20 protein-coding genes are annotated in these 24,293 nt (G+C 43.8%); 15 read left to right on the top strand and 5 right to left on the bottom strand.

The genetic code is table 11. The features are described 5' to 3' along the window. The first annotated feature begins 506 nt into the window (after positions 1 to 506). Together ACUNWA_RS14660 and ACUNWA_RS14655 are read left to right on the top strand one after the other, a co-directional pair. Positions 507 to 2,663: an elongation factor G gene (locus ACUNWA_RS14660; RefSeq protein ID WP_445592676.1), complete on the top strand. Its 2,157-nt coding sequence runs from the start codon at positions 507 to 509 to the stop codon at positions 2,661 to 2,663. A gap of 317 nt (positions 2,664 to 2,980) precedes the next feature. Beyond that, positions 2,981 to 4,300: a DUF4842 domain-containing protein gene (locus ACUNWA_RS14655; RefSeq protein WP_445592675.1), complete on the top strand. Its 1,320-nt coding sequence runs from the start codon at positions 2,981 to 2,983 to the stop codon at positions 4,298 to 4,300. A gap of 114 nt (positions 4,301 to 4,414) precedes the next feature. Here the strand turns inward: ACUNWA_RS14655 and ACUNWA_RS14650 are convergent, their stop codons facing one another. From ACUNWA_RS14650 to ACUNWA_RS14635, 4 genes are all read right to left on the bottom strand, one after another. Continuing rightward, positions 4,415 to 5,353 (bottom strand): hypothetical protein, encoded by a 939-nt coding sequence (locus ACUNWA_RS14650; RefSeq protein WP_445592674.1) that lies wholly within the window; start codon positions 5,351 to 5,353, stop codon positions 4,415 to 4,417. 97 nt (positions 5,354 to 5,450) lie between these two features. Beyond that, a complete protein-coding gene (locus ACUNWA_RS14645; RefSeq protein WP_445592673.1) occupies positions 5,451 to 6,566 on the bottom strand; it encodes a glycosyltransferase family 4 protein in 1,116 nt (371 codons plus the stop codon). A 1-nt stretch (position 6,567) separates the two neighbouring features. After that, entirely contained in the window at positions 6,568 to 7,452 is an 885-nt protein-coding gene (locus ACUNWA_RS14640; RefSeq protein WP_445592672.1) for a glycosyltransferase, read from the bottom strand. A 130-nt stretch (positions 7,453 to 7,582) separates the two neighbouring features. After that, positions 7,583 to 8,869: a T9SS type B sorting domain-containing protein gene (locus ACUNWA_RS14635; RefSeq protein ID WP_445592671.1), complete on the bottom strand. Its 1,287-nt coding sequence runs from the start codon at positions 8,867 to 8,869 to the stop codon at positions 7,583 to 7,585. A 174-nt stretch (positions 8,870 to 9,043) separates the two neighbouring features. Between ACUNWA_RS14635 and ACUNWA_RS14630 the strand changes: the two genes are divergently transcribed. From ACUNWA_RS14630 to dnaJ, 6 genes are all read left to right on the top strand, one after another. Beyond that, positions 9,044 to 11,356, top strand: coding sequence for an ATP-dependent helicase (locus ACUNWA_RS14630; protein WP_445592670.1), 2,313 nt, complete (start codon positions 9,044 to 9,046; stop codon positions 11,354 to 11,356). Between the two features lie 180 nt (positions 11,357 to 11,536). Continuing rightward, positions 11,537 to 12,157 (top strand): DUF4290 domain-containing protein, encoded by a 621-nt coding sequence (locus ACUNWA_RS14625; RefSeq protein WP_445592669.1) that lies wholly within the window; start codon positions 11,537 to 11,539, stop codon positions 12,155 to 12,157. Positions 12,158 to 12,172: 15 nt separating this feature from the next. Continuing rightward, on the top strand, positions 12,173 to 13,480 hold the full coding sequence (gene murA / locus ACUNWA_RS14620) for a UDP-N-acetylglucosamine 1-carboxyvinyltransferase (RefSeq protein ID WP_445592668.1): 1,308 nt from the start codon (positions 12,173 to 12,175) through the stop codon (positions 13,478 to 13,480). Positions 13,481 to 13,604: 124 nt separating this feature from the next. Then, positions 13,605 to 14,129, top strand: a complete 525-nt coding sequence (locus ACUNWA_RS14615; protein ID WP_445592667.1) for a TlpA family protein disulfide reductase — start codon at positions 13,605 to 13,607, stop codon at positions 14,127 to 14,129. A 160-nt stretch (positions 14,130 to 14,289) separates the two neighbouring features. Next, positions 14,290 to 14,901, top strand: a complete 612-nt coding sequence (locus tag ACUNWA_RS14610; RefSeq protein ID WP_445592666.1) for a nucleotide exchange factor GrpE — start codon at positions 14,290 to 14,292, stop codon at positions 14,899 to 14,901. A gap of 18 nt (positions 14,902 to 14,919) precedes the next feature. Continuing rightward, positions 14,920 to 16,089, top strand: a complete 1,170-nt coding sequence (dnaJ, locus tag ACUNWA_RS14605) for a molecular chaperone DnaJ (protein ID WP_445592665.1) — start codon at positions 14,920 to 14,922, stop codon at positions 16,087 to 16,089. A gap of 86 nt (positions 16,090 to 16,175) precedes the next feature. Here the strand turns inward: dnaJ and ACUNWA_RS14600 are convergent, their stop codons facing one another. Next, positions 16,176 to 17,267: a glycoside hydrolase family 88/105 protein gene (locus ACUNWA_RS14600; protein ID WP_445592664.1), complete on the bottom strand. Its 1,092-nt coding sequence runs from the start codon at positions 17,265 to 17,267 to the stop codon at positions 16,176 to 16,178. A gap of 321 nt (positions 17,268 to 17,588) precedes the next feature. Here ACUNWA_RS14600 and hisG point away from each other — a divergent pair, with 321 nt between their 5' ends. From hisG to hisH, 7 genes are all read left to right on the top strand, one after another. Next, positions 17,589 to 18,446 (top strand): ATP phosphoribosyltransferase, encoded by an 858-nt coding sequence (gene hisG, locus ACUNWA_RS14595; RefSeq protein WP_445592663.1) that lies wholly within the window; start codon positions 17,589 to 17,591, stop codon positions 18,444 to 18,446. A gap of 53 nt (positions 18,447 to 18,499) precedes the next feature. Further along, positions 18,500 to 19,783 carry a histidinol dehydrogenase gene (gene hisD / locus ACUNWA_RS14590; RefSeq protein ID WP_445592662.1) on the top strand — a complete coding sequence of 428 codons (1,284 nt, stop codon included), beginning with the start codon at positions 18,500 to 18,502 and terminating at the stop codon, positions 19,781 to 19,783. Positions 19,784 to 19,860: 77 nt separating this feature from the next. Next, the gene (gene hisC, locus ACUNWA_RS14585; RefSeq protein ID WP_445592661.1) at positions 19,861 to 20,892 is read left to right on the top strand and encodes a histidinol-phosphate transaminase; all 1,032 of its coding nucleotides are present in this window, start codon (positions 19,861 to 19,863) and stop codon (positions 20,890 to 20,892) included. A gap of 44 nt (positions 20,893 to 20,936) precedes the next feature. Further along, the gene (hisB, locus tag ACUNWA_RS14580) at positions 20,937 to 22,058 is read left to right on the top strand and encodes a bifunctional histidinol-phosphatase/imidazoleglycerol-phosphate dehydratase HisB (RefSeq protein ID WP_445592660.1); all 1,122 of its coding nucleotides are present in this window, start codon (positions 20,937 to 20,939) and stop codon (positions 22,056 to 22,058) included. A 90-nt stretch (positions 22,059 to 22,148) separates the two neighbouring features. After that, positions 22,149 to 23,033, top strand: a complete 885-nt coding sequence (purU, locus tag ACUNWA_RS14575; protein WP_445592659.1) for a formyltetrahydrofolate deformylase — start codon at positions 22,149 to 22,151, stop codon at positions 23,031 to 23,033. Between the two features lie 13 nt (positions 23,034 to 23,046). Further along, positions 23,047 to 23,580, top strand: a complete 534-nt coding sequence (locus ACUNWA_RS14570; RefSeq protein ID WP_445592658.1) for a TlpA family protein disulfide reductase — start codon at positions 23,047 to 23,049, stop codon at positions 23,578 to 23,580. A gap of 42 nt (positions 23,581 to 23,622) precedes the next feature. After that, positions 23,623 to 24,222 carry an imidazole glycerol phosphate synthase subunit HisH gene (gene hisH / locus ACUNWA_RS14565; RefSeq protein WP_445592657.1) on the top strand — a complete coding sequence of 200 codons (600 nt, stop codon included), beginning with the start codon at positions 23,623 to 23,625 and terminating at the stop codon, positions 24,220 to 24,222. The last annotated feature ends 71 nt before the right edge of the window (positions 24,223 to 24,293 follow it).

The following is a 24,293-nucleotide window of genomic DNA, read 5'->3' as shown; positions in this document are numbered from 1 at the left end:
CAAATTAAACTCCTCCAACACCCCTAACACTCCGGCCTACTTCAACATTCCCCTAACCAACTATATCAACTCATAACCAGCCGATTGAACCACAATCATTCCCTAAACTTATCGTTTGGTTACTTTCATATGTTAAACCCACTCCCCCCCCGACCACCCCCGCTCAAACAAAGGACAATTCGCAGACCGATAACACCAGCTCAAACCTCCAGCGCACCCAAAGAGAATTCAATTCACTCAAGCAATGGTCCTATCTTTTGAACAATATCACCCCTACCCTAAACACACTCACAAACACACAGCAACACTGCCCACAAAGCGCAAAAAGACGCCCCTTTATAAGTTTTTTATTACGATCAAATACCGCTTATTCCAAAAAACATTTCTATAACACATTTCTGCTATTACAACATCGTTGTTTGTTACTAAATTATTACTAATTTTGGTGACTTCCATTGGAAATTCAACCTACAAAACGTGTTTTAAACCAATAAAAAACTGACAAGATGAAAATCTATAAAACAGATCAAATCCGCAACATCGCTTTAATTGGGAATGCTGGCAGTGGGAAAACCACCCTCGCAGAAGCCATGCTGTTCGAGGGTGGAGTAATCAACCGTCGGGGCGAGGTAACCGCCAAAAACACTGTATCAGACTATCTGCCCATCGAGCACGATTATGGCAACTCCGTCTTCTCTACTATTCTTCACACCTTCTGTAACGAAAAAAAAATAAACATCATCGACACCCCGGGAATGGACGACTTCCGCGGGAGCGTGGTTTCTGCCCTTCACGTAGTAGGAAGCGCGGTAGTCACTGTCAACACACCACACGGCATTGAAGCCGGAACAGAAGCTGTTTGCCGCCACACTGAAAAAGCCGGCAAACCCATGATCTTTGCCTTCAATCAACTGGATCACGAAAATGTCAACTTCGAACAAACAGTTGATCAAGCCAAAAATATCTTTAGCAACAAAGTCACCGTAGTACAATACCCGATGAACGCCGGTCCTGGCTTTAACAGCATTATTGATGTGCTGAAAATGAAACTATATAAATATCCAGCCGACGGAGGCACACCCGAAATCCTGGATATTCCGGATGACGAAAAAGAACGTGCCGACGAACTACACAACGAACTGGTTGAAATGGCTGCAGAAAACGACGAAGCACTGATGGAACTTTACTTCGAAAAAGGAAGCCTCAGCGAAGACGAAATGCGCCAGGGAATCAAGCTAGGAATGATCGACCGAAGTTTATTCCCCGTCTTCTGCACCGGAGCTAAGCACAACATGGGAGTCGGCCGGTTGCTCGAATTCATCGCCAACATTACGCCTTCACCAGCAGAAGCAGTTGAAGTTCCGGAAATCAATGGAAAAGAAGTAAAAAAAGGTGAAGACGCCCCCACCTCGCTCATCGTTTTTAAAACAACTATCGAACAGCACGTTGGGGAAATCACCTACTTTAAGGTTATGAGCGGAACCGTCAAAGAGGGACAGGATCTGATCATCGCCAAGAACGGCAACAAAGAACGAATTTCCCAACTCTTTGTTTCGGCCGGAAAAAACCGCTCCAAAGTGGATGCGATGGTCGCCGGAGACATTGGCGCCACCGTAAAAATGAAAGATGTTGATGTCAACAATTCACTCAGTGAAAAATCGGCCGGATACAAATTTGCAGAAATCCAATTCCCGACCTCCAGACACACTGTTGCGCTGAAAGCCGTTAACGAAGCCGACGATGAAAAAGTAAGTGAGAGCTTCCAGAAACTACACGATCAGGACCCAACCTACATCGTGGAGTATTCAAAAGAATTGAAGCAAATGCTGGTCCACTGCCAGGGGGAATACCACCTCAACACCTTGAAATGGTTCTACACCAATGAATTCAAGATTGACATTGAATTTTCGAAACCGAAGATTCCATATCGCGAAACCATCACCAAATTAGCCCAAGCCGATTATCGGCACAAAAAGCAATCGGGTGGCGCCGGACAATTCGGCGAAGTACACCTGTTTATCGAACCCTACATTGAAGGAGTAGAACCTAAAACACTCGTTTCAATGAATGGCAAGGAGCAAAAACTATCACTCCGCGACACCCAGGAATACCCACTTCCATGGGGTGGGAAACTGATCTTCCACAACTGCATTGTTGGTGGCTCCATTGACGCCCGCTTCCTCCCTGCTATCCTAAAAGGAATCATGGAGAAAATGGAAGAAGGACCACTCACAGGCTCCTATGCACGCGACATCCGTGTTTACGTTTACGACGGAAAAATGCACCCGGTAGACTCTAACGAAATCTCGTTCAAGCTGGCCGGACGAAATGCCTTCTCTCAAGCTTTCAAAAATGCCGGACCAAAAATTCTGGAACCGATCTACAACCTGGAAGTATTCGTACAAAGCGACCGCATGGGCGATGTCATGAGCGACCTGCAAGGACGCCGGGCTTTAATCATGGGCATGGGCAGCGAAAAAGGTTTTGAAAAGATCAACGCCAAAGTACCACTAAAGGAAATGCACAAATACATTACAGCCCTGAGCTCACTAACCCAAGGACGCGGAAGCTTCTCCATTGGCTTTGATGGCTACGAAAAAGTACCACAGGAAGTACAAGATGAACTTCTGACAGCCTATGCCGCCGAACAGGAAGAAGATTAACAAAAGACCAATTCTAATCCTATCATAACTAGCAATCAAACTAATTATGACAAAACCCCGGATCAGCCAATCCGGGGTTTTTAGTTTTCTTACCCGAACATAAAATAACGACGACAAACCACAAGCCACACCACCCCCAGCTCCTCACCTCCATCACAACAAGAAAATCAACAACAGGTAGGTAAAATTACCCATTGTGCAAAACGACTCAGTGTCATAAGTTTGTTTCATCGTACTGCAATCTTAAACCGATCGCAATACAGAGGAAACGCAAAATCATTTTATCATCTCCAACAAAAAAACTAAAAAGAATTTCCATGAAAAGAACGATTCAAAGCTTCAAAAAGGGCATCATCTTCACATTATCGCTGATAGCCCTCGGACTAACACACCAAAGCTGCCAAGACATCGACGTCGAAGTAGCCGACAGACAAGCACTAAAAGATCTAACCATTGAATATCCATGCAAAGAAGTTTGCCTGGTAGCTGGACAGCACATGCAAGTAGGCTCCGTCATCGTATCTCAAGATGGAGACAACATTCATGTGACTTACAACGTAACCGAATCGGGAGTCTACCTGACTGAAACTCACCTCGACATTTTTGCTGACCTCGACCAATTTGATGCAGCTAAAAAACTAAGTAACGGAGGTGCCATTCCCGGAAAATTTGAATTTAAGAAAAGCTGGAAAGCATCGGATAAGATAACCAGCCACACGGTTGTAATCCCCAAAGAATACATTGATGAAATAGCGCCCAACGCCGATTGTTTCTACATCGCCTCGCATGCAGCGCTTTCAAATGGAGAAACTGCTTGGGGTGGCTTCTGCACCGAAACAGACCAAGGTGTTTCGCTAAGCGACGCCATGAAATTCCCAGGTAAAAACTGGAGTGTCTTTTTTGAATTCTGCCTTGACGAATGCCTAACCACTGTCGATTTCACCTACGCCTGGGAAGACCTAATGAAAGACGGAGCAGACGGCAACGATGGCGACTACAACGACCTGGTCATCAAGTCAGATGTCATTCGCTCACAGGACATGTTAGTGATTTCGATTTACGCATCTGCCAGAGGAGCTGATTACGACCACGCCTTCAAAATCAAATTGCCAAAAACTGGAATCATTGATGGCTTAACCGGAGGTATCGGTGGTGCTGCAAACATCGAAGAAGCTGGCGACGACTACATAATTACCGTATTTGCAAGCACTAAAGCTGTACTTCCTGCAGAAAATGAAGCGCCATACCTATTCGCAGCCAATACACTGGAAACAGATACGGATTGCGAGCCCCATGCCAACGCTATCATCACCATTCTGACAGACGAGAACTTTAGCTTCGACCCTGATTTCCCATACGAACCGTTCATTACCGTACACCCAGGAACAGCTAATGCCTACGACCTCAATATATGGGAACTGCAAGCCACCCCTGCCGATGGGGCAACCTGGACAGATGCCGATGGCAAAGAACATCCAAATGGCATCATCATCCCCTACAACTGGCAATGGCCGTATGAAAAGACATACATCGGTGAAGCTTACGGAAATTTCACCAGCATTACTGATGGATGGACTGCGACTTGGGCAGACGATCTTACTGACGCAACCAAAGTTTTCGACCTGATATGTGAATAACTCAACAAAAACACATTTTGAACTCCCAATTTTAATAATTCGACAAAAACAAACAGGCAGCCAATTTGGCTGCCTGTTTGCATTAAAAAACACCTCTTCGAACTTAAATAATCTTCATCTTTTACTTAAAAACGGAAGCATCTTCTTAATACAATCTTTCAGGTAATTTACAATAATTTTCCAATACAAGTATCGCCCAAGCCTGGTTTTAATGCTGCTATCAACTCTCCTAAGATTTGATATATAACTCTTGTCCATTGGAAGATGAATAAGAAAATTCGACTCAAAAGCTTTCCATCGATTTTGAACATGCAAGGTTGGGACACTCCAAAATCGGCTAATCACTCCAAACGAACCAACATCACAACAATACATCCCTTTGCGCATGAGTTTTTCCAACGCGACAGAAACCAACACCTCATCGCCCTGGTGATGAAACAACTGGCAATTCTGAAAATAATCATCCTGCAAAAGCTGGATTTCCTCATCTAGTTGAGCATAAAACTCCGAATCACCTCCAAGAAATTCGCCACCTACCCAAATCCCAAGCGATGACTTCCCTGACATCAAAATATCCTTATCCTGAATCAACCGATCTCTACCATAAGCGGGATAACGCTGACTCGTCACATTATAAAAAGTTGGAATGTTGCTGTCGATACAATTTTTCAGATTTGTAGGCATCGCACTCAAGCACAACACATCACTATCAATCAAAATGCAATAACCCGATCCATCACCCAAAGACTTAAAATACTGAAAAACATCCAACTTAAAGTGAGCGGAATAAAAAGCAACCTTTCGGGGGACGTTCAACTGAAAAGGGATTTCAACAACATGCAGGTCTTGCGAATAATGCTCAAGATATTCTCTCTGGTTAGTGAGCACTACCAGCTCTTTTGAAGTAAAAAATTCCAGGGACTTCGACAAAGTTTGACAACATCGAATATAAGTTTGAATTTGCCGATCAAAATCACCATGAACACCATTGGTTGCAGCGGACTCACCCGCAACATCGACATACAGTAAAGTATAAAAAGAGTAATCTCTCATACAATGAACGTTTGTACTTCTAATTTAGTGATCATTTATCTGTTTCTCTCAGCCCGCTTAATTCAACAACGCCACGTCCGGCTTTTCCAACAAAGAATCAGCTCAAAGCCATCGAAGAACCATCGACCTCCCGCTGCAATATATCCACCAGCCGATGCTCAAATTTCTCAAGTGTAAACTCCTTCAGGTAACGCCTATGTCCCGCCTCGCCCATTTGCTTGCGCAATCGTTCATCCTTAATCAACAGCTCAAGCTTATCGGTCAGCGCCGACACATCTTGCTGAGGCACCAGGAATCCGGTAACACCATTATCGACAACATCGGGGATCCCCCCCTCAAAAGTAGACACAACCGGCAACTGATATTGCATAGCTTCAACATTCACTAAACCAAATGTTTCAGACTTATAATACGTTGGAAAAGCGAAAATATCGGAACTTCTAAACACTAATTCTTTCTCCAAGCCAAATTTACCTCCCACATAAGCCACCTGATCAACCAATTCTTTTTGCCTAATCATCTCAACAAGCTGCTTGCCTGAGATATCGCCGTCACCACCAGCAATTGTACAATGAAAAGAACAATTGCGCGTTTTCAGCAACACACAGGCATCCAAAAGCACCTCCACTCCCTTTGACTTAATCAAATTCGAAAGAAATAAAATCTCCGGAACCTCATTCTTCATCTCCTGCATTGAGGAGCCCGCCATAGCAACTCCATTCGGACAAAGCCGGATCTGCTGCTGCGCAACGTATGGAGCAACATCTGAATACAAGTGGCTGGATAGAAGAATAACGATTGAATTCGCAAAAGCAAAATGAAATAAGCGCCGGAAAAAGAAACTGTCTTTCTTTTCTTCAAATCCCTTATTATGCAAATGATAAACCCGTCGAACACCAAACATCTTCAACAGAAGGATCAGTATAAAATCTTTCAAGAAAGCCGCACCGGTCGTTGTCAGCGCAAAGTAGCACACCGAAGGCCGCTTCCGAAACAACTCTCTAATCAATTTAACAGCAATTCGCAACCCTTTATGCAACTTACGAATCGTCAAATCTCCGGACTCATTCACCTCACTCGACAGCAACAAATTAATGTATCTGGCATCAAATGTCTGATTAATCAACCGACTCTCTTTAATAGACAACCCAACAATAGCTGAACCATGAATAGCAGGCGGAAGATGGAGAAGAAATAAAACATTCGTTTTCATATCACGCTAACTTAAATCTTTCAACTAAACGTGATTTTAGAGAAAATTTCGCTCTAAACTCTTTAACCAGTAAAGGATCAACAACCGGGGTTGGATTAAATTCAAAATCAGTCTTCGACCCTTCATCTAAACTTGTCCTGAAACGCTGGCTACTTTTTGTGTTTGTTGCATCCTCTCCAAACCCAATGCTCATTACTTTTGACTTAACAGGAAAAACGGTCAGCAAGTCTTGCTCAAACTGGCAATACCCCAATCGAATAGCCCAGGAATCCAAGCGTCCGGTCATTTGCTTCCAAAGCATGTAGGGCATGTCCATTCCACCACGCATGAACCGCAACTGACGAAACAAGTTCCACTTAAAAGAACGATAACTCTGCGCCTCCCAATCGACCAACTCCCAGCGATCCTGCCAAATGCCCCACCCCCAGGAGCCTGAACGATACCCCAGGTAAAAATCTCTGTTAGTATCTTTCAAGGAAGGCAGATCCATCGTATACCCCGAAACACTCATGATCTTTTTATTGTCCTGATAATACGCCAACCCCTGGTTTAGAAAATGAAGGAAGTTAGGTGTCGTAATCAAATCATCCTCCAACACAATCACCTTCCCAAATTGAGCAACAAGCTTTGAAACACCAGAAATTACCGAGCTCGCCAATCCCTGATTGACCGGTGCTTGAAAAACAGATACCGATTTAAAGCCAGTGATCGTTCCTAAATACTGTCTGACTTCGAAAACTTTCTCATCGGACTTCTTATCTTTTGCTCCATCCGAAAAAATACAAAGCTCACTTTCCGAAGCCAAATAATTGCTCTTTAATGCTTCTATTGTTCGTTTGAGTTCCTCGGGTCGGTTGTATGTAAATAAACATATGGGAGCCAGCATAGGATTTCAATTTGGGGCTTTTATAAATTATGCAGCAATAATATTCTCACCCTTAAGGTAAATAAAATAAAACAAAACTACCTCAGTCAGTGGCTCTTTAAACAAAACGTACCATCAGCACCACAAAGACCTACTTCTCGCGAAACAAATGTACAAAGCCGTGTGCATTCTGAGTTTCATCATCACGCCCCACTGCTTTTACTACGTAATAATAGACTCCCGGACTAGCATCACGCCCACCAATCTTTCCATCCCATACCGATTCACTCACACTCTCATCAAAGCCTTGCACATTATTGTTTTCCCATGAATGCACTTTACGGCCCCATCGGTTAAACACCTGAATGTGGATGGATTTGATCGACTGATACTTGACAATAAATACATCATTCACCCCATCTCCATTGGGAGTAAACACATTAGCAACTTCGAGCAATGAGTTTTGAACAACAATATAATCTTCAAGATAAAAAGTATCGGTACAGGCAAAGCTCTCAGAGTTCTTCGTTGTCACCAGCTTTACCTGATACGTTCCCGAGCTTTCATAGGTATAAATAGGACTCTGATCAATCGCTGTTGCTAAAATACTATCTTCTACCAGCCCGCCATTCAAACCTTCCTGAAGCAACTCATCCCGGTCACGAAAGAAAAACCACTCGTACTCATCGGCATTTAGCGATGTGCTGGTGAATGAAACATCCAGTGGAGCTTCGCCTTCCATCGGGGTCGCATCGAAGGAGGCCTCAGTCACAATACTTTGATAAGAAACCGAAACTTCAACCTGACATTCAAAGCGATCATAAACAGTCAGGGTATATTCCGTATTTCTTGCCGGAGGTGAAAACACCTGAGGACTCAACACCGAAGCAACCGGATCGCCATCAGCTTCCCAGCGAACCTTCACATCTTTAAAAACCTGCAGCTCCAATCCTGTAGCCAAATCATAATAAACCGGAGAAGCCTCTTCGAAAACCGCTTGTATCTGAAAATAATCACAGGTCGATTCCGTGATTTCAGCCGTTGCCGTATACCAGCTATTCATCACCCAGGCCGTGTATATTTCGGTCGTTTCCCCTGAAGTCACTTCAACCCGATAACCACCATTCTCCAAATTACGAATGGTTGACGAAGTAGCTCCCGAGTTATCTGATAGGTAAGCATCAAAACTTCCTGTTCCCGGACTATACTTAAACCACTCAAAAATGGCAGCCCCACCAAAGCTTGAAGTAGCAGTCAATTGACCTAAATTTTCATTCGGAGCTGCGCAAAAAATATAGATTTGATCCTGAACACCTGAGCTATACGCTGTTTGCACAGCATCATCCGACACAGCCGTAAGCTGAGCTTCAACATTACAAGGAAAAAACAAGGTAATCAACAAAACAAAAAGTGGTGTTATCCTATTTAATTTCATCATCAAAAACAGCTTGAATTATATGATATTACAATAATAACGCTAAAAATTGACTTATCTTTTACCGACCTCTCCTTTTTTCGTCCGAAACTCATTTGTTGAAAACTAGCATAAGCCAATGCTTCGAAATAAGAAAATAGGTTATACTTTTGAGGCTGACTTAGAAATACTGTGATTGTGAATTATCTTGAAGAATTAAACGAAGCTCAAAGAAAAGCTGTTGAAAACACCGAAGGACCATCCCTTATCATTGCCGGGGCCGGTTCTGGGAAAACGCGTGTGTTGACCTACCGTATTGCCCACCTGCTGAAACAAGGCACGCGTCCAGCCAGCATTTTGTCGCTAACCTTTACCAACAAGGCAGCCAAAGAAATGAAAGAACGGATTGCCAACGTTGTCGGAGCAAAAACGGCCAAATACCTGTGGATGGGGACTTTTCACTCCATTTTCGCCCGTATCTTACGAGTTGAATCTGAAGCTCTTGGTTATCCTTCAAATTTCACGATATACGACTCAGCCGATTCTAAAAGCCTGCTTAAAACCATCATTAAAGAATTTAAGCTCGACGATAAAACATACAAACCCAATGTGGTTTCCAGCCGGATTTCGGCTGCCAAAAACAGCCTGATTACTCCAGCTGCTTACGCAACAAATGCCCAGGTGCGCGAATACGACATGAGCATAAGAATGCCACGCATTGCTGAAATTTATAAAGAATATGCCCGCCGGTGCTTTTTAGCCGGTGCCATGGATTTTGACGACTTGTTGCTAAAAACAAACATCCTCTTTCGCGACCACAAAGACATCCTTGCCAAGTACCAGGAGCGCTTCGATTATGTTTTGGTAGATGAGTACCAGGATACGAATTTCTCGCAATACCTGATTGTTAAAAACCTGGCTGCAAGCCACAAAAACCTATGTGTTGTTGGCGATGATGCACAAAGTATCTATTCATTTCGAGGAGCACGAATTGAAAATATCCTGAATTTTCAAAAAGATTACCCTGAACACGAGGTGTATAAACTGGAGCAAAATTACCGCTCCACCCAAACCATTGTAAATGCTGCCAACAGCATCATCCAAAAAAATAAACGCCAGCTTCCCAAGCGGGTTTTTTCAGAAAATGCGGAAGGAAACCGAATCAAAGTATTTTCGGCTCTAACCGATAACGAAGAAGGGTATTTGATTGCCAATGAAATAAGCGAAACGCGCATGCGGCATCATTATCACTATCAGGACTATGCTATTTTATACCGCACCAATGCGCAGTCGCGAATTTTTGAGGAATCCCTTCGTAAACGGAACATTCCGTATAAAATCTATGGCGGATTATCGTTCTATCAGCGCAAGGAAATCAAAGATTTACTATCTTACTTCCGGATCGTTATCAACCCCAAAGACAATGAAGCGCTCAAGCGGATCATCAATTATCCCGCTCGGGGAATTGGAGCCACCACGCTCACCAAACTGGAACAAGCCGCCATGGCTCAAGGGATCAGTATTTTTGAAGTGATCGAACAAAGTGGCTCAATGAATCACGCCACGTTAAATAGAGGGACACTGAGTAAAGTGCAGCAATTTGCAGCCATCATCAAACAATTTCAGGAGAAAAATGAATTGAACGATGCTTTCGAAATGGCCAGCGAGATAGCCCAACAAACCAGCATCATTAAAGATTTATACAAAGATCAAACGACCGAGGGACTGAGTCGTTTCCAAAACATACAGGAATTACTGAATGGCATTCAGGAATTTTCAATCAATGCCCGGGAAGAAGGTCTTCCAAATAACCTGTCCAACTACATGGAGGATGTGGCGCTGCTGACCGATCAGGATGAAGACAAAGATGAAGACCGCGACAAGGTGACGCTCATGACAATTCACTCGGCCAAAGGGCTTGAGTTCAAAAATGTATTTATCGTTGGGGTTGAAGAGAACTTATTTCCCTCCAGCCAATTTGGAAATGTTACCCCCGAAGCCTTTGAAGAAGAACGTCGGCTGTTTTACGTTGCCCTTACCCGCGCCGAGGAAAACGTTTACCTCAGCTTTGCCAAGCAACGCTACCGATGGGGAAAACTCGACTTTTGTAATCCCAGTCGTTTTATTGGCGAGGTTGACGTGCAATTTCTGGAGCTGCCAGATGAAGCCGACTTCAGCTTTGACGAACTGCCAACGGAAGGAAAGGCCATTCAGAAACAAACATTTGGTAAACCAACGGCTGCCAGCAGACGACCATCAACAGCTGACCAACCTGGAATGAACCAAAAACTGGTACAACTGCGACAAGCCAAAAAGCAAGCTCAAAACTTTGACGGAGATGACCCACGGGATATCCAGTCAGGGATGCTGGTTGAACACCAACGATTTGGAAAAGGGAAGGTACAACAAGTAGAAGGCGTATTCCCCAATTTGAAAGCCACCGTCTTCTTCCCCAACGCCGGACAAAAACAATTGCTACTGAAATTTGCCAAGCTAAAAATTGTTCAATAATTCAACAAAGCGAATGGAATAACACCCAACCAATCAAGATTTTCACAAATTAATTTGTCAACAAAATATTTTCACTTAGCTTTGCAAACAGATAAATCGCCTTCACTTCAGATTATCAACAGAATTACCGAACTTGTACAACCTTGTTTGACACAAAAGTTTATTAGATATTTTTTTTAAATGGATTACAACTCGAATCGTAAAAAGTTACCCCTGCCAGAGTATGGGCGTAATATTCAGAATATGGTTGATCATGTGATGACCATTGAGGACCGTGCTGAACGCAATGTAGCGGCTCAAACCATTATCGACATTATGGGAAACTTATACCCATACCTTCGCGACATCAATGATTTCAAACATAAACTCTGGGATCACCTGGCCATTATGGCTGACTTCCAGTTGGATATTGATTACCCCTATGATCCACCGAAGCCGGAAACATTTCAGGAACCACCTAAAAAAGTTCCTTACTCCAGCAACCACATCAAATTTCGTTACTACGGAAAAACACTGGAGTTGATGGTTGAAGAAGCCATCAAATACGAAGATGGCGAAGAAAAAGAAATTCTGATCACCCTGCTGGCGAACCACATGAAGAAATCATACCTGACGTGGAATAAAGATGCAGTAGAGGATGATAAAATTTATAAGGATCTGGAGATTGTTTCCAAAGGCGCAATCAAAAGAAACGACTTGGATCTGACCGAAACACGTGATATCCTTTTCCGTTCAGCCCCACGAAAAAAACAAAGCACTGGCCCAAGCCGTGGCCCAAAGAAACATCGCAAAAACGACTAAATACTTTTCATCGAGATGGCAACATTTCAAATTGAAGGCGGAAAAAAATTAGCGGGTACGCTCAAGCCTCAGGGCGCTAAAAACGAAGCGTTGCAAGTTATTTGTGCGACCCTTTTAGCCAGCGAACCAGTCATCATTAGCAATATCCCCGAAATACGGGATGTTCTGAAACTCATTGAAATTTTAAGCGAATTAGGTGTAAAAACCAAACGCTTACAAAAAGGCCAATACCGGTTTCAAGCTGATCAGATAGATATGGACTACCTGAAATCAGAGCAGTTTGCAAGCCAGGCTAGCAGCCTGCGTGGATCCATCATGATTGTTGGCCCGCTGTTAGCCCGATTCAACAAAGCCTTAATTCCGCAACCGGGGGGCGATAAAATCGGGCGACGTCGTTTAGATACCCATTTTGTCGGCCTTCAAAAGCTTGGAGCTGAATTCAATTACGATCCAGTCAACCATTTTTATCAGGTTACCACCCAAAAACTGCGGGGAGCCTATATGTTGCTCGATGAAGCATCGGTTACCGGCACGGCCAACATTTTGATGGCTGCCGTTATGGCCGAAGGCACTACCACCATTTACAATGCAGCTTGCGAGCCATACTTACAGCAGCTCTGCAAAATGCTGGTTTCCATGGGAGCTCAAATTGAAGGAATCGGTTCGAACCTGCTTCGTATTACAGGAGTTAAACAGCTCAGCGGATGCTCCCACACCATTCTGCCTGACATGATTGAAGTTGGTAGTTTTATTGGCTTAGCAGCCATGACAGGCTCCGAAATAACCATTCAGGGAACCGGAATTGAACACCTTGGAATTATTCCCGAATCCTTTAAAAGACTCGGCATCAAATTACAAATAAAGGGCGACGATATTTTTATTCCCGCCCAAGAGGAGTATGAAATTGAGACCTTTATCGATGGTTCAATCATGACCATTTCAGATGCTCCCTGGCCCGGATTAACCCCCGATTTGCTGAGTATCTTTTTGGTGATCGCTACTCAAGCCAAGGGCAGTGTACTTATCCATCAGAAAATGTTTGAAAGCCGTCTGTTCTTTGTAGATAAATTAATCGATATGGGTGCACAAATCATTCTTTGTGATCCACACCGCGCCACGGTCATCGGACTGAATAAAAAACATACACTCCGAGGAACAACCATGTCATCACCTGACATTCGTGCTGGAGTAGCCTTGCTCATCGCAGCCTTATCGGCTCAAGGCAAAAGTGAAATCTTTAATATCGAACAAATTGACCGGGGCTATGAAGCCATTGATCAACGTTTACAAGCCATTGGAGCCAATATTGTTCGAACCAGCTAACGCCATCCTGCTAAGCCATTTTGTTAATAAATTCAAAAAAAGACGTCCCAACATAGTGACATAGTTGCATTTTTACTATTATTGGCCTCAATTTGAGTTGAAATTTGAATTAAGAGAGAAGAATATGAAGCAAAAATTATTAGTTACACTGATCCTGATTGTTGGCTTAATCGCCCAGTCAAAAGCAGGCGATGATGTTAAAATAGGCTTAGCTGTAGGAAACAAGGCGCCTGAAATAGCCGAACAATCAATTGATGGCAAGGAAATAAAACTGTCTTCGCTGGAAGGCCAAGTAGTATTGATCGACTTTTGGGCCTCGTGGTGCGGACCTTGTCGCCGTGAAAATCCAACGGTTGTGGCAGCCTATGAAGCCTTTAAAGACAAGAAATTTAAAAACGGAAACGGCTTTACCGTTTTCAGCGTTTCACTGGATAAAAGCAAACAAGCTTGGACTAAAGCCATTGAAGATGACAAATTGAGCTGGGATTATCATGTGTCAGACTTAAACGGATGGCAGGCTAAATACGCCTCTGTTTATGGCGTCCGCGGCATTCCGGCAAGCTTCCTCATTGACGGTGATGGTGTCATTATCGCCAAAAATCTGCGAGGAGCTGCTCTCCAAACGACTTTAGAGCAATTATTAAAATAAGATTATATCATCATAAGCATTGGAAGGCAGTACACCCGTGCTGCCTTTCTTTTTTATACTTTTGTCAGCTATTGACAAGATCGATATGCCAAAATGTCCCCACGCACGAAATGGCAACGTTTTTGTAAATCGACAATCCGGTAATATAAATACGATAAACATGGCCGAAGAAAAAATAAACAACGAACAAGAGCAGATGGAAGAAGCAGAAGTTACTGAAACGACTGCTCAGGAACAGCAAGAAACTGCCGAACAAGACAAAAAATCTAAAAAGGCAAAAGCCTCGAAAGAAGATAAAAAGTCGAAAAAAGAAAAACCCGAAGATAAAATAGAAGCCTTGGGAAATGAGTTGCTCGAATTAAAAGACAAACACATCCGTCTTCAAGCCGAATTTGACAACTACCGTAAGCGCACCATGCGCGAAAAAATGGACTTGGTAAAAACCGGTGGTGAAAGCGTCATTGTCAATATCCTTCCCGTGATTGATGACTTTGAACGCGCGCTAATGGCGTTCAATGAGATTGATAACAACGACCCCTTAAAACAAGGAATAACCTTGATTTACAGTAAATTTCAGGACTTCCTCAAACAAAACGGGATCGCTGAAATTGATGCCAAAGAAAAAGACTTTGATACCGACTTACACGAAGCGGTAACAAAAATACCTGCCCCGAAAGAGGATTTAAAAGGGAAAGTGGTGGATGTTATTCAAAAGGGCTACCTAATGAATGAAAAAGTCATTCGCTTTTCGAAAGTGGTAATCGGCGAGTAAGACAAAGAAAAAGCTAGTATGACAAAAAGAGATTTTTACGAAATTTTAGAGGTTAGTAAAAACGCTTCACCCGAGGAAATTAAAAAAGCCTATCGGAAAAAAGCCATTCAATATCACCCGGACAAAAACCCGGACAACAAGGAAGCTGAAGACAAATTCAAAGAAGCTGCCGAGGCCTATGAAGTGTTGAGCAATCCGCAGAAAAAACAACGCTATGACCAGTATGGACATGCCGGAGTTGGCGGAGCCAGCGGTGGTGGCGGTGGATTCAGTCAGCATGACATGTCGATGGATGATATTTTCTCCATGTTTGGCGATATTTTTGGAGGCCATGGCTTTGGAGGTGGCGGGTTCAGTGGCTTTGGAGGTTCGTCCCGTGGCGGTGGCCGAAGAGTGCACCGTGGATCAGATTTACGCGTAAAAGTCACTCTTTCGCTTAAAGACATTGCCAACGGTGTTGAAAAGAAACTAAAGCTTAAAAAATACAAAGCGTGTGATCCCTGTAACGGAACCGGCGCACAAGGAGGAAACGACTATACCACTTGCTCCACATGCCGGGGTAGCGGCCACGTAACTCGCGTAACCAACACGCTGCTGGGTCAAATGCAAACAACAGCAGCCTGTCCTAGCTGTAATGGCGAAGGGCAGATGATCAAAAACAAATGTACTTCATGCGGTGGCGAAGGAGTTGTTCGAGACGAAGAAGTTGTAAGCATCAAAATCCCTGCAGGAGTTGCAGAAGGCATGCAGCTGAATGTTTCGGGCAAAGGAAACGCCGGCCGACGTGGTGGACTTAATGGTGATTTATTAGTTATTATTACAGAAGAAAACCACCCAGAGCTGATTCGCGATGGCAATAATTTAATTTACAACTTATTCCTGAGTCTTCCTGACTTTGCATTAGGAACAACAGCTGAAATACCGACCGTTGAGAACAAGGTGAAAGTTAAGATTGAAGCAGGAACACAGCCTGAGAAAATTTTGCGCCTGCGTGGGAAAGGCCTACCCGATGTGAATGGCTATGGCAAAGGCGATTTGCTTGTACGTATTCACGCCTGGGCTCCGAAAAAGATTTCGGACGAAGAACGTAAGCTACTTGAAAAATTGCAGCAATCTCCCAACTTCCAACACACGCCGGGAACAGGAGACAAAAACTTCTTTGAAAAAATGAAAAACATATTTGACTAAATACGCAATGGTCACAACAAAAAGAAAGCGGCTTTTCTCCTTGAGAAGCCGCTTTCTTCATTTCTGAAAAAGAAGATTAAAACGAACTACCAATCCATCTTAATCACTTCACTTCCGGCAAGCAAAAAGGCGCCTGTACCATAAACTTCCCAACTGTCATTCGAGAAATTCGCGCGAGGGTCTGCACCAATCGGTTGAGTCCACCCTACATGCCCATCAGCTTGCAGCAAGCCGTTCAACCCAATCCAGGCTTTTTCCACCACAGGAGTGTACTCCTCTTTATCCAACAAACCATTATTGATTCCCCATGCCAAAGCAAAAGTGTAAAATCCCGAACCACTCGCTTCGCCTCCGGGATACGATTCCGGATCCAACAAACTGGCACGCCATAACCCATCGGCTTGCTGAAGCGCTTTAATTTTTTTTGCCATACGTAAAAACTGATCTTCATAGAACAGACGGTTTTTATAATCGGCCGGAAGTTCCTCCAACACAAGAGCCAGACCTCCCATAACCCAGCCATTTCCGCGCGACCAAAAAACTTTCTCTCCATTGGCCTCCCGCTTGGGTTCTTTCCAGTCCGTTTTGTATTTCATATCTCGGGCATACAAATTCTCCTCCTGATCAAACAACAAATCATAGGTTTCTTTGAAAAGACGATCGCTGAATTCGAGGTACTTCTCTTCACCCAAAGTAACTCCTAATTTCACCAAAGCCGGAGGCGCCATAAACAGCGCATCGCACCACCACCAGGTAATCGGGCGAATTTCGCCGGTTTTATAAGGTGTAGTCATAATTTTATCAGCGGTCTCGCGGAAAGGGGTAATCATCTTTTCCTCCTTCTCGATGCGATAAATATCAATATAGGTTTGGCAAATTGCATGATCGTCAGCATGCTGCAACCGCGGCCCAGGATTCCATTCATTAGCCTCTCCCATTTCTATTAAGGCATTCCAAATCTTTTTAGAACCAGTTGTCTCATAAGCCGCAAAAACGCCTGCATAAAAAGCGCCATTAGTCCAATCATATAATTGATGCTTCGGATTTTTCAACTGCCAGAAGGTCGCTTTCTTCATCACCTTTTTAATGTGATTCGGCTTAAATAATTTGTGCTTATCCGCGGCATGCAGCGTACCTACAAATAAAAACAGCAATAAAACAGATAGTACTTTTTTCATTACATTATTGGATTAGGTTAATCTACTTTTCAAAAATAGCAATTTTATGCAATCGATTGCTACCTGACCCCAAAATTAAAAAATGAACAATTAATCACCCGGGAGTTTTAATTTATCAGTTTTTCGTTTGGTACACTTTTATTTTATCATTATACTTGCACCTCAAAGTAAAAACGACATGAATAACAAACTGGGACATTACGGCCATCATCATCACATCCTATTTATCGGTAGGCCGTAATTCTTTTGCTTTGTTGTAAACAATATTAACCCAAAGAAGGCTTACCAAAAGGTAAGCCTTTTTTATTGATCAAAATTATCATGACACAACTAAGAATCGCTATTCAAACAAAAGGGAGACTCAATGAAGACTCCATGCAGCTTATTGGTGAAGCAGGAATTAAAATCAACCTTGGAAAACGAAAATTGCTGGCTGCAGCGAAAAATTTCCCACTAGAGGTCCTATTTCTTCGCGATGACGATATTCCGCAAGCCGTAGCCGATCAGGTGGCCGACATCGGTATCGTTGGCGAAAATGAGATGCTTGAAAAAAAGGAAAATGTAAAAGTCATCAAACGACTAGGATTCAGCAAATGTCGCTTAAGTTTAGCGATTCCAAAAACAGAAGACTATCCTGGCATTGAATGGTTCAATGGCAAAAAGATTGCCACTTCCTATCCGGTTATTCTGAAAGACTTTTTGGATAAAAACAACGTAAAAGCCGACATTCACGTCATTTCTGGTTCCGTTGAAATTGCTCCGGGGATTGGATTGGCCGATGCAATTTTTGATATTGTAAGCTCTGGTTCAACATTGGTTTCAAATCGTTTGAAAGAAGTTGAAGTAGCCCTGTATTCCGAAGCCGTATTGGTTGCCCCACAAGAACTGTCAACCGAAAAACAAGCCATTTTGGACGAAATGATTTTCCGCATGGAATCGGTTGAACGAGCCAAAGACAAGAAGTACATTCTACTGAATGCTCCCAACGAAAAGATTAAAGAAATTACCGCCATCTTACCCGGAATGAGAAGCCCCACGGTAACACCATTGGCTGAAGAAGGATGGAGCTCGCTACATTCTGTCATTGCTGAAAACGATTTTTGGGAAATCATTGGTAAACTGAAAGCAACCGGAGCACAAGGCATTTTGGTTGTTCCCATCGAAAAAATGATTTTCTAAACAGAAAGCCACATTTAATAAAAGAAAACATTCAATCTTTATAAAATTGACGCATGAAACGTTATTTAAATCCTGAAAAGAGCACATGGCCCCAACTGCTGGAGCGCCCGTTGTTTAACGCAGCCAACCTCAGCGAAAAAGTGGGGGCTATTCTGGATGAAATAAAAACAGATGGACTTTCCGCTGTTCAGAAATATACCGAGCAGTTTGACGGAGTGGTCCTTCGGGAGTTTGCTGTAACCGAAGCGGAAATCAAGGAAGCCTGCCAAGTGTTGGATACTGATTTGAAAACAGCCATCGAAACGGCTGCGCAAAACATCCAACATTTTCATGCCAGTCAAAAAACGGAAACCACCAAGATTGAAACGACCGCCGGCGTGGTTTGCTGGCAAAAAGCAGTCGCCATTGAAAAAGTAGGCCTGTACATTCCCGGAGGCTCAGCTCCTCTTTTTTCCACAGTGCTTATGCTGGGCATCCCGGCTAAAATTGCTGGGTGTAGTGAAATTGTATTGTGTACACCTCCCGACAAAGAAGGAAAAATCAACCCCGCCATACTATTTGCCGCTCAGTTGGTGGGAGTCACGAAAATCTTCAAACTGGGAGGTGTTCAAGCCATCGGAGCCATGGCTTACGGTGCCGGTCCCATTCCTAAAGTTTCCAAAATTTTTGGCCCCGGAAACCAATATGTAATGGCCGCCAAACAGCTGGTTAGCATCAGCGATGTGGCCATCGACATGCCTGCCGGACCATCGGAAGTAGCCGTAATGGCTGACGAAACAGCCAACCCGGCCTTTATCGCTTCCGACTTGCTTTCCCAAGCTGAACACGGTCCGGATTCGCAGGTGATTTTGGTTACCAATTCGGAGGCGCTGATAAGCGAAGTGGAAACCGCATTGCAACAACAACTGGCAGAATTAAGCCGGATGGCCATTGCCACCAAAGCGCTCGACAACAGTGTTGCCATCGCATTGAATGACGAAAGTGAAATGATTGAACTGATCAATGAATATGCGCCCGAACACCTCATCATTTCTATGAACGACTACCTGGACGTAGCCGAAAAAATTATAAATGCCGGCTCCGTTTTCCTCGGGAACTATACACCTGAAAGCGCTGGGGACTATGCGTCAGGCACGAACCATACCCTGCCAACCAACGGCTGGGCACGCTCATTTAGCGGGGTCAACCTCGACAGCTTCATCCGAAAAATAACCTTTCAGGAGGTAAGCCGGGAAGGTATTTTGAACCTGGGTCCAGTCATTGAAAAAATGGCTGCCGCCGAACAACTAGACGCGCACAAAAACGCCGTAACATTGCGGTTAAAAAGTTTGAAATAAGCACTGCCCCTTTCCTACCCTTTTAAAGGGTGTCCCAAGAAATCGGGACTGAGGGGTTAATTCTAATCAAAAAGAAAATGAACTTAGATAAACTCATACGAAAAAACATTCAAGCGCTAAAACCCTACTCGTCGGCTCGCGATGAGTACACCGGCGAGGCTATGGTTTTTCTCGATGCCAACGAAAATCCTTTCAACGCTCCTTATAACCGCTACCCCGATCCGCTCCAGCGCGAAGTGAAAGAAAAAATTGCCGACCTGAAGAACTGTGCGGCCGATCAAATCTTTTTAGGCAATGGCAGCGACGAACCCATTGACCTGCTTTTCCGCGCATTTTGCGAACCGGGACAGGACAATATTGTGACCATCGATCCTACTTACGGCATGTACCAGGTAGCGGCTGACATCAACAATATCGAAGTTCGCAAGGTGAAACTGAACGACGATTACAGCTTTTCGGCCGATGCTTTGCTGAAAGAAACAGACGCCAATACCAAGCTGATTTTTATCTGCTCTCCCAACAACCCAACCGGCAATTTGCTTGACAAAAGCGAAATGATTAAACTCATTCAAAGTTTTGCGGGTTTGGTGATTGTTGACGAAGCCTACATTGATTTTGCACCCGGAGCAAGTTTACTGTCTGAGCTGAATCAATTTGACAACTTGGTCATTTTACAAACCTTCTCCAAAGCTTGGGGAATGGCCGGCATCCGATTAGGAATGGCTTTTGCCAATACTGAAATCATCCGCATTTTCAACAAAATCAAATATCCCTACAACATCAACATCCTGACGCAGCAAAAGGCGCTGGAATTAATCAACCAGGAAAGCGATAAAAACCAGTGGGTCGAATTATTGATTCAGGAACGAACAAAACTGGCCGAACAACTCAACAGCTTTCCGTTTGTTGTAAATGTATTCCCTTCGGATGCGAATTTCCTATTAGTAAAGATGCATGATGCCCGCGGCATATACGATTTCTTGGTTGAAAATGGCATCATTGTGCGCGACCGATCCAAAGTGGCTTTGTGCAATGAAAGTCTGCGAATCACGGTTGGTTCACCCGAAGAGAACCAGATCTTAATGGATAAATTAAACGAATTGATATAAATCGCGAATAATTCATTATTCGATTTTCAAATTGATTATACACTATGAAAAAGGCTTTATTCATCGACCGGGACGGAACATTAATCCGTGAGCCGGAGGACGAGCAAATTGACTCGCTGGAAAAACTGGAATTTGTCCCCGGTGTTTTCCGTAACCTTTACTTTGTAGCTAAAAACCTCGACTACGAGCTGGTTATGGTAACCAACCAGGATGGACTGGGAACAGACTCGTTTCCGGAAGACGCCTTTTGGCCCGCTCACAATAAGATGCTAAAAGCTTTTAAAAACGAAGGAATCACTTTCGATGCCATTTTAATCGACCGCAGTTTTCCGAAAGACAATGCTCCTACGCGGAAACCACGCACGGGCCTGATGGGCAATTATATGGATGGAAGCTACGATTTAGCCAACAGCTTCGTGATTGGCGATCGATTGACAGATATTGAGCTGGCTAAAAACCTCGGTGCAAAAGGCATTCTGCTCAATGATGGCTCGCTGGCCGACGAACTGCAGAACCAACAATTAGAATCATTCTGTGTGCTCACAACCACCAGCTGGGATGATATTTATGCCACTGTCGCTACTCCCGAACGCACAGCCCGCGTTCAACGCAATACTAAGGAAACAAAAATCAATATCGAACTACAACTGGACGGAACCGGCAAAGGGAATATCAGCACCGGGCTGGGATTCTTCGATCACATGCTCGACCAGATTGCCCGCCACTCCGGCGTTGACTTAACCGTTCAGGTTGATGGAGACTTGCAGGTAGATGAGCATCACACCATTGAAGATACCGGCTTGGCTTTAGGTGAAGCCTTCAAACTGGCCTTAGGCGATAAACGAGGCGTGGAACGCTATGGCTATTGCCTGCCGATGGATGACTGTCTGGCACAAGCAGCCCTCGATTTTGGTGGCCGTCCCTGGATTGTTTGGGATGCGGAATTCAAGCGGGAAAAAGTGGGCGACATGCCAACTGAAATGTTCTTCCACTTTTTCAAATCATTCTCCGATACATCCTTGTCAAACCTAAATATCAAGGCCGAAGGCGACAATGAGCACCATAAAATTGAAGGCATTTTTAAAGCTCTGGCACGAGCCATCAAAATGGCCATTCGAAAAGATGTGTTTAACTTTGAACTTCCTTCAACCAAAGGAACCCTTTAGCTCTTTTTTTGTCGAAAATGAATTTAATTATCAATACGACCAAGCACTCAGAGTAAGACGATAGTGCACTTGTGTTAAACGAAATAAACAATGAAAAGTATAAAACCGCTCCGTGAAAAGAAAAACACGGCCATCTTGTTGATTCACTGTCCTGACAAGCAGGGAATACTGGCAACAGTTACCGAGTTTCTGAATAAAAACAACGGCAACATCATTAATCTCGACCAGCATGTGGATCGGATTGAAAAGATCTTTTACATGCGGGTAGAATGGGAATTGAATGATTTCGCCATCCCGGCAGAAAAAATCGGCGAATATTTTGATACACTGATTGGCTCGAAACTGGAAATGAACTGGAAGATCTACTTTTCGGAAGATGTGCCACGCATGGCTATTTTCGTTTCGAAAATGTCGCACTGTTTATTCGATATTCTGTCGCGCTACACCGCTGGCGAATGGGATGTTGAAATACCCGTCATCATCAGCAACCACGAAACCATGCGTCCGGTGGCCGAACGTTTCGGAATTGAATACCATTACATCCCAATCACTGCAGAAAACAAAGCTGAACAAGAAGCACAGGAACTGCAATTATTGCAGGATTACAAAATCGACTTTATTGTATTGGCACGCTACATGCAAATTTTGTCCAAAGATATGGTGACTCAATATCCCAACCGGATCATCAACATCCACCACTCTTTTTTGCCTGCTTTTGCCGGAGCCAAGCCTTACCACGCCGCACACGCCCGTGGCGTAAAACTGATTGGCGCCACCAGCCACTACGTAACCAGCGATCTGGATGCCGGCCCAATCATCGATCAGGGTGTAACTCGTTGCAGCCATGTCGATACGATCAAAAGCCTGATTCGCAAAGGTCGTGACTTAGAAAAGATTGTTCTTTCAAACGCTGTCTTCAAACACCTGCAACGCAAAGTGCTGGTGTATAACAATCGAACTGTTGTATTTCATTAATTAGACTCCGAAAATGAAGCGATTAACTTTTATATTCTTGATGAGTGTGTTCTCTATTCAGGCACAGGTTGTCAAAAAAGAGATTCCGGCCGATTACGGCTATATCGTAAAGATTGGTCAGCAAGCACCCGACTTTTCAACGGTCTCGGCCGATGGAAAAGCCATCCAGCTATCTGATTTTAAAGGAAAAGTAGTCATGCTGCAATTTACAGCCAGCTGGTGTGGCGTTTGTCGAAAAGAAATGCCCCATATTGAAAAAGACATTTGGCAAAAACACAAAGGCAATCCGGATTTTGCCTTATTCGGTATCGACCTGGATGAACCTCTGGAAAAAGTGAAAAAGTTTGCCGAACAGATTCCGGTAAGCTATTCTCTCCTGCTGGATCCTGAAGGCAAAATCTTTTACAGCTATGCCGAAAAAGGAGCTGGCGTAACCCGCAATGTCATCATCGACAAGGAGGGAAAAATTGTATATATGACCCGACTTTACAAAGAAGAGGAGTTTAACGAAATGAAAGCTGTAATTGATAAGCTTCTTGAGAATTAACCTGAGTACCTACCCAATTATGCACTCACCTACTTACAACATATGAACATCGTCATTATCAAATACAACGCCGGAAACATCGAGTCGGTCAGCAATGCCCTACTCCGCTTGGGTATTCAAGCCGGAATAACCGGTGATCATGAAAAAATCAAGGCAGCCGACAAGGTGATCTTTCCTGGTGTGGGTGAGGCCAGCACCACCATGGCCTTTCTAAAAAAAGAAGGACTGGATCAACTCATCCCATCACTAAAGCAACCTGTGCTGGGCATCTGCCTCGGACTGCAGCTCATGTGCAGTCATTCCGAAGAAGGCAACACGCCCTGCCTGGGTATTTTTGAAGAAAAAGTGAAAAAATTTGTTCCCGAGCCCGGCATGGACTTCATCACCAAAGTGCCACACATGGGCTGGAATACCATTACCAACTTGAAAAGTGGTTTATTCGATGAATCACTCGACCAGCAGTTTGTGTATTTTGTGCATTCGTATTATGCTACGGTTGGAGAACACACTGCAGCTGAGGGCAATTACATCAATCCATTCAGTGCAGCTTTGCACAAGGATAATTTTTATGCCACCCAGTTTCACCCCGAAAAGAGCGGCCCCATTGGGGCAAGAATATTAGAGAACTTTTTAAAACTATAAGAAGAAGTGCATAAGTGCTTGTGTACATCAATACATGAGCAAAATCAAACTCCTTATATACTCTTGAACTT

This window comes from Sunxiuqinia sp. sy24, assembly GCF_052677165.1.
The sequence above is the reverse complement of the archived record's forward strand: the minus strand, read 5'-3'. Positions and strand labels throughout refer to the sequence as shown.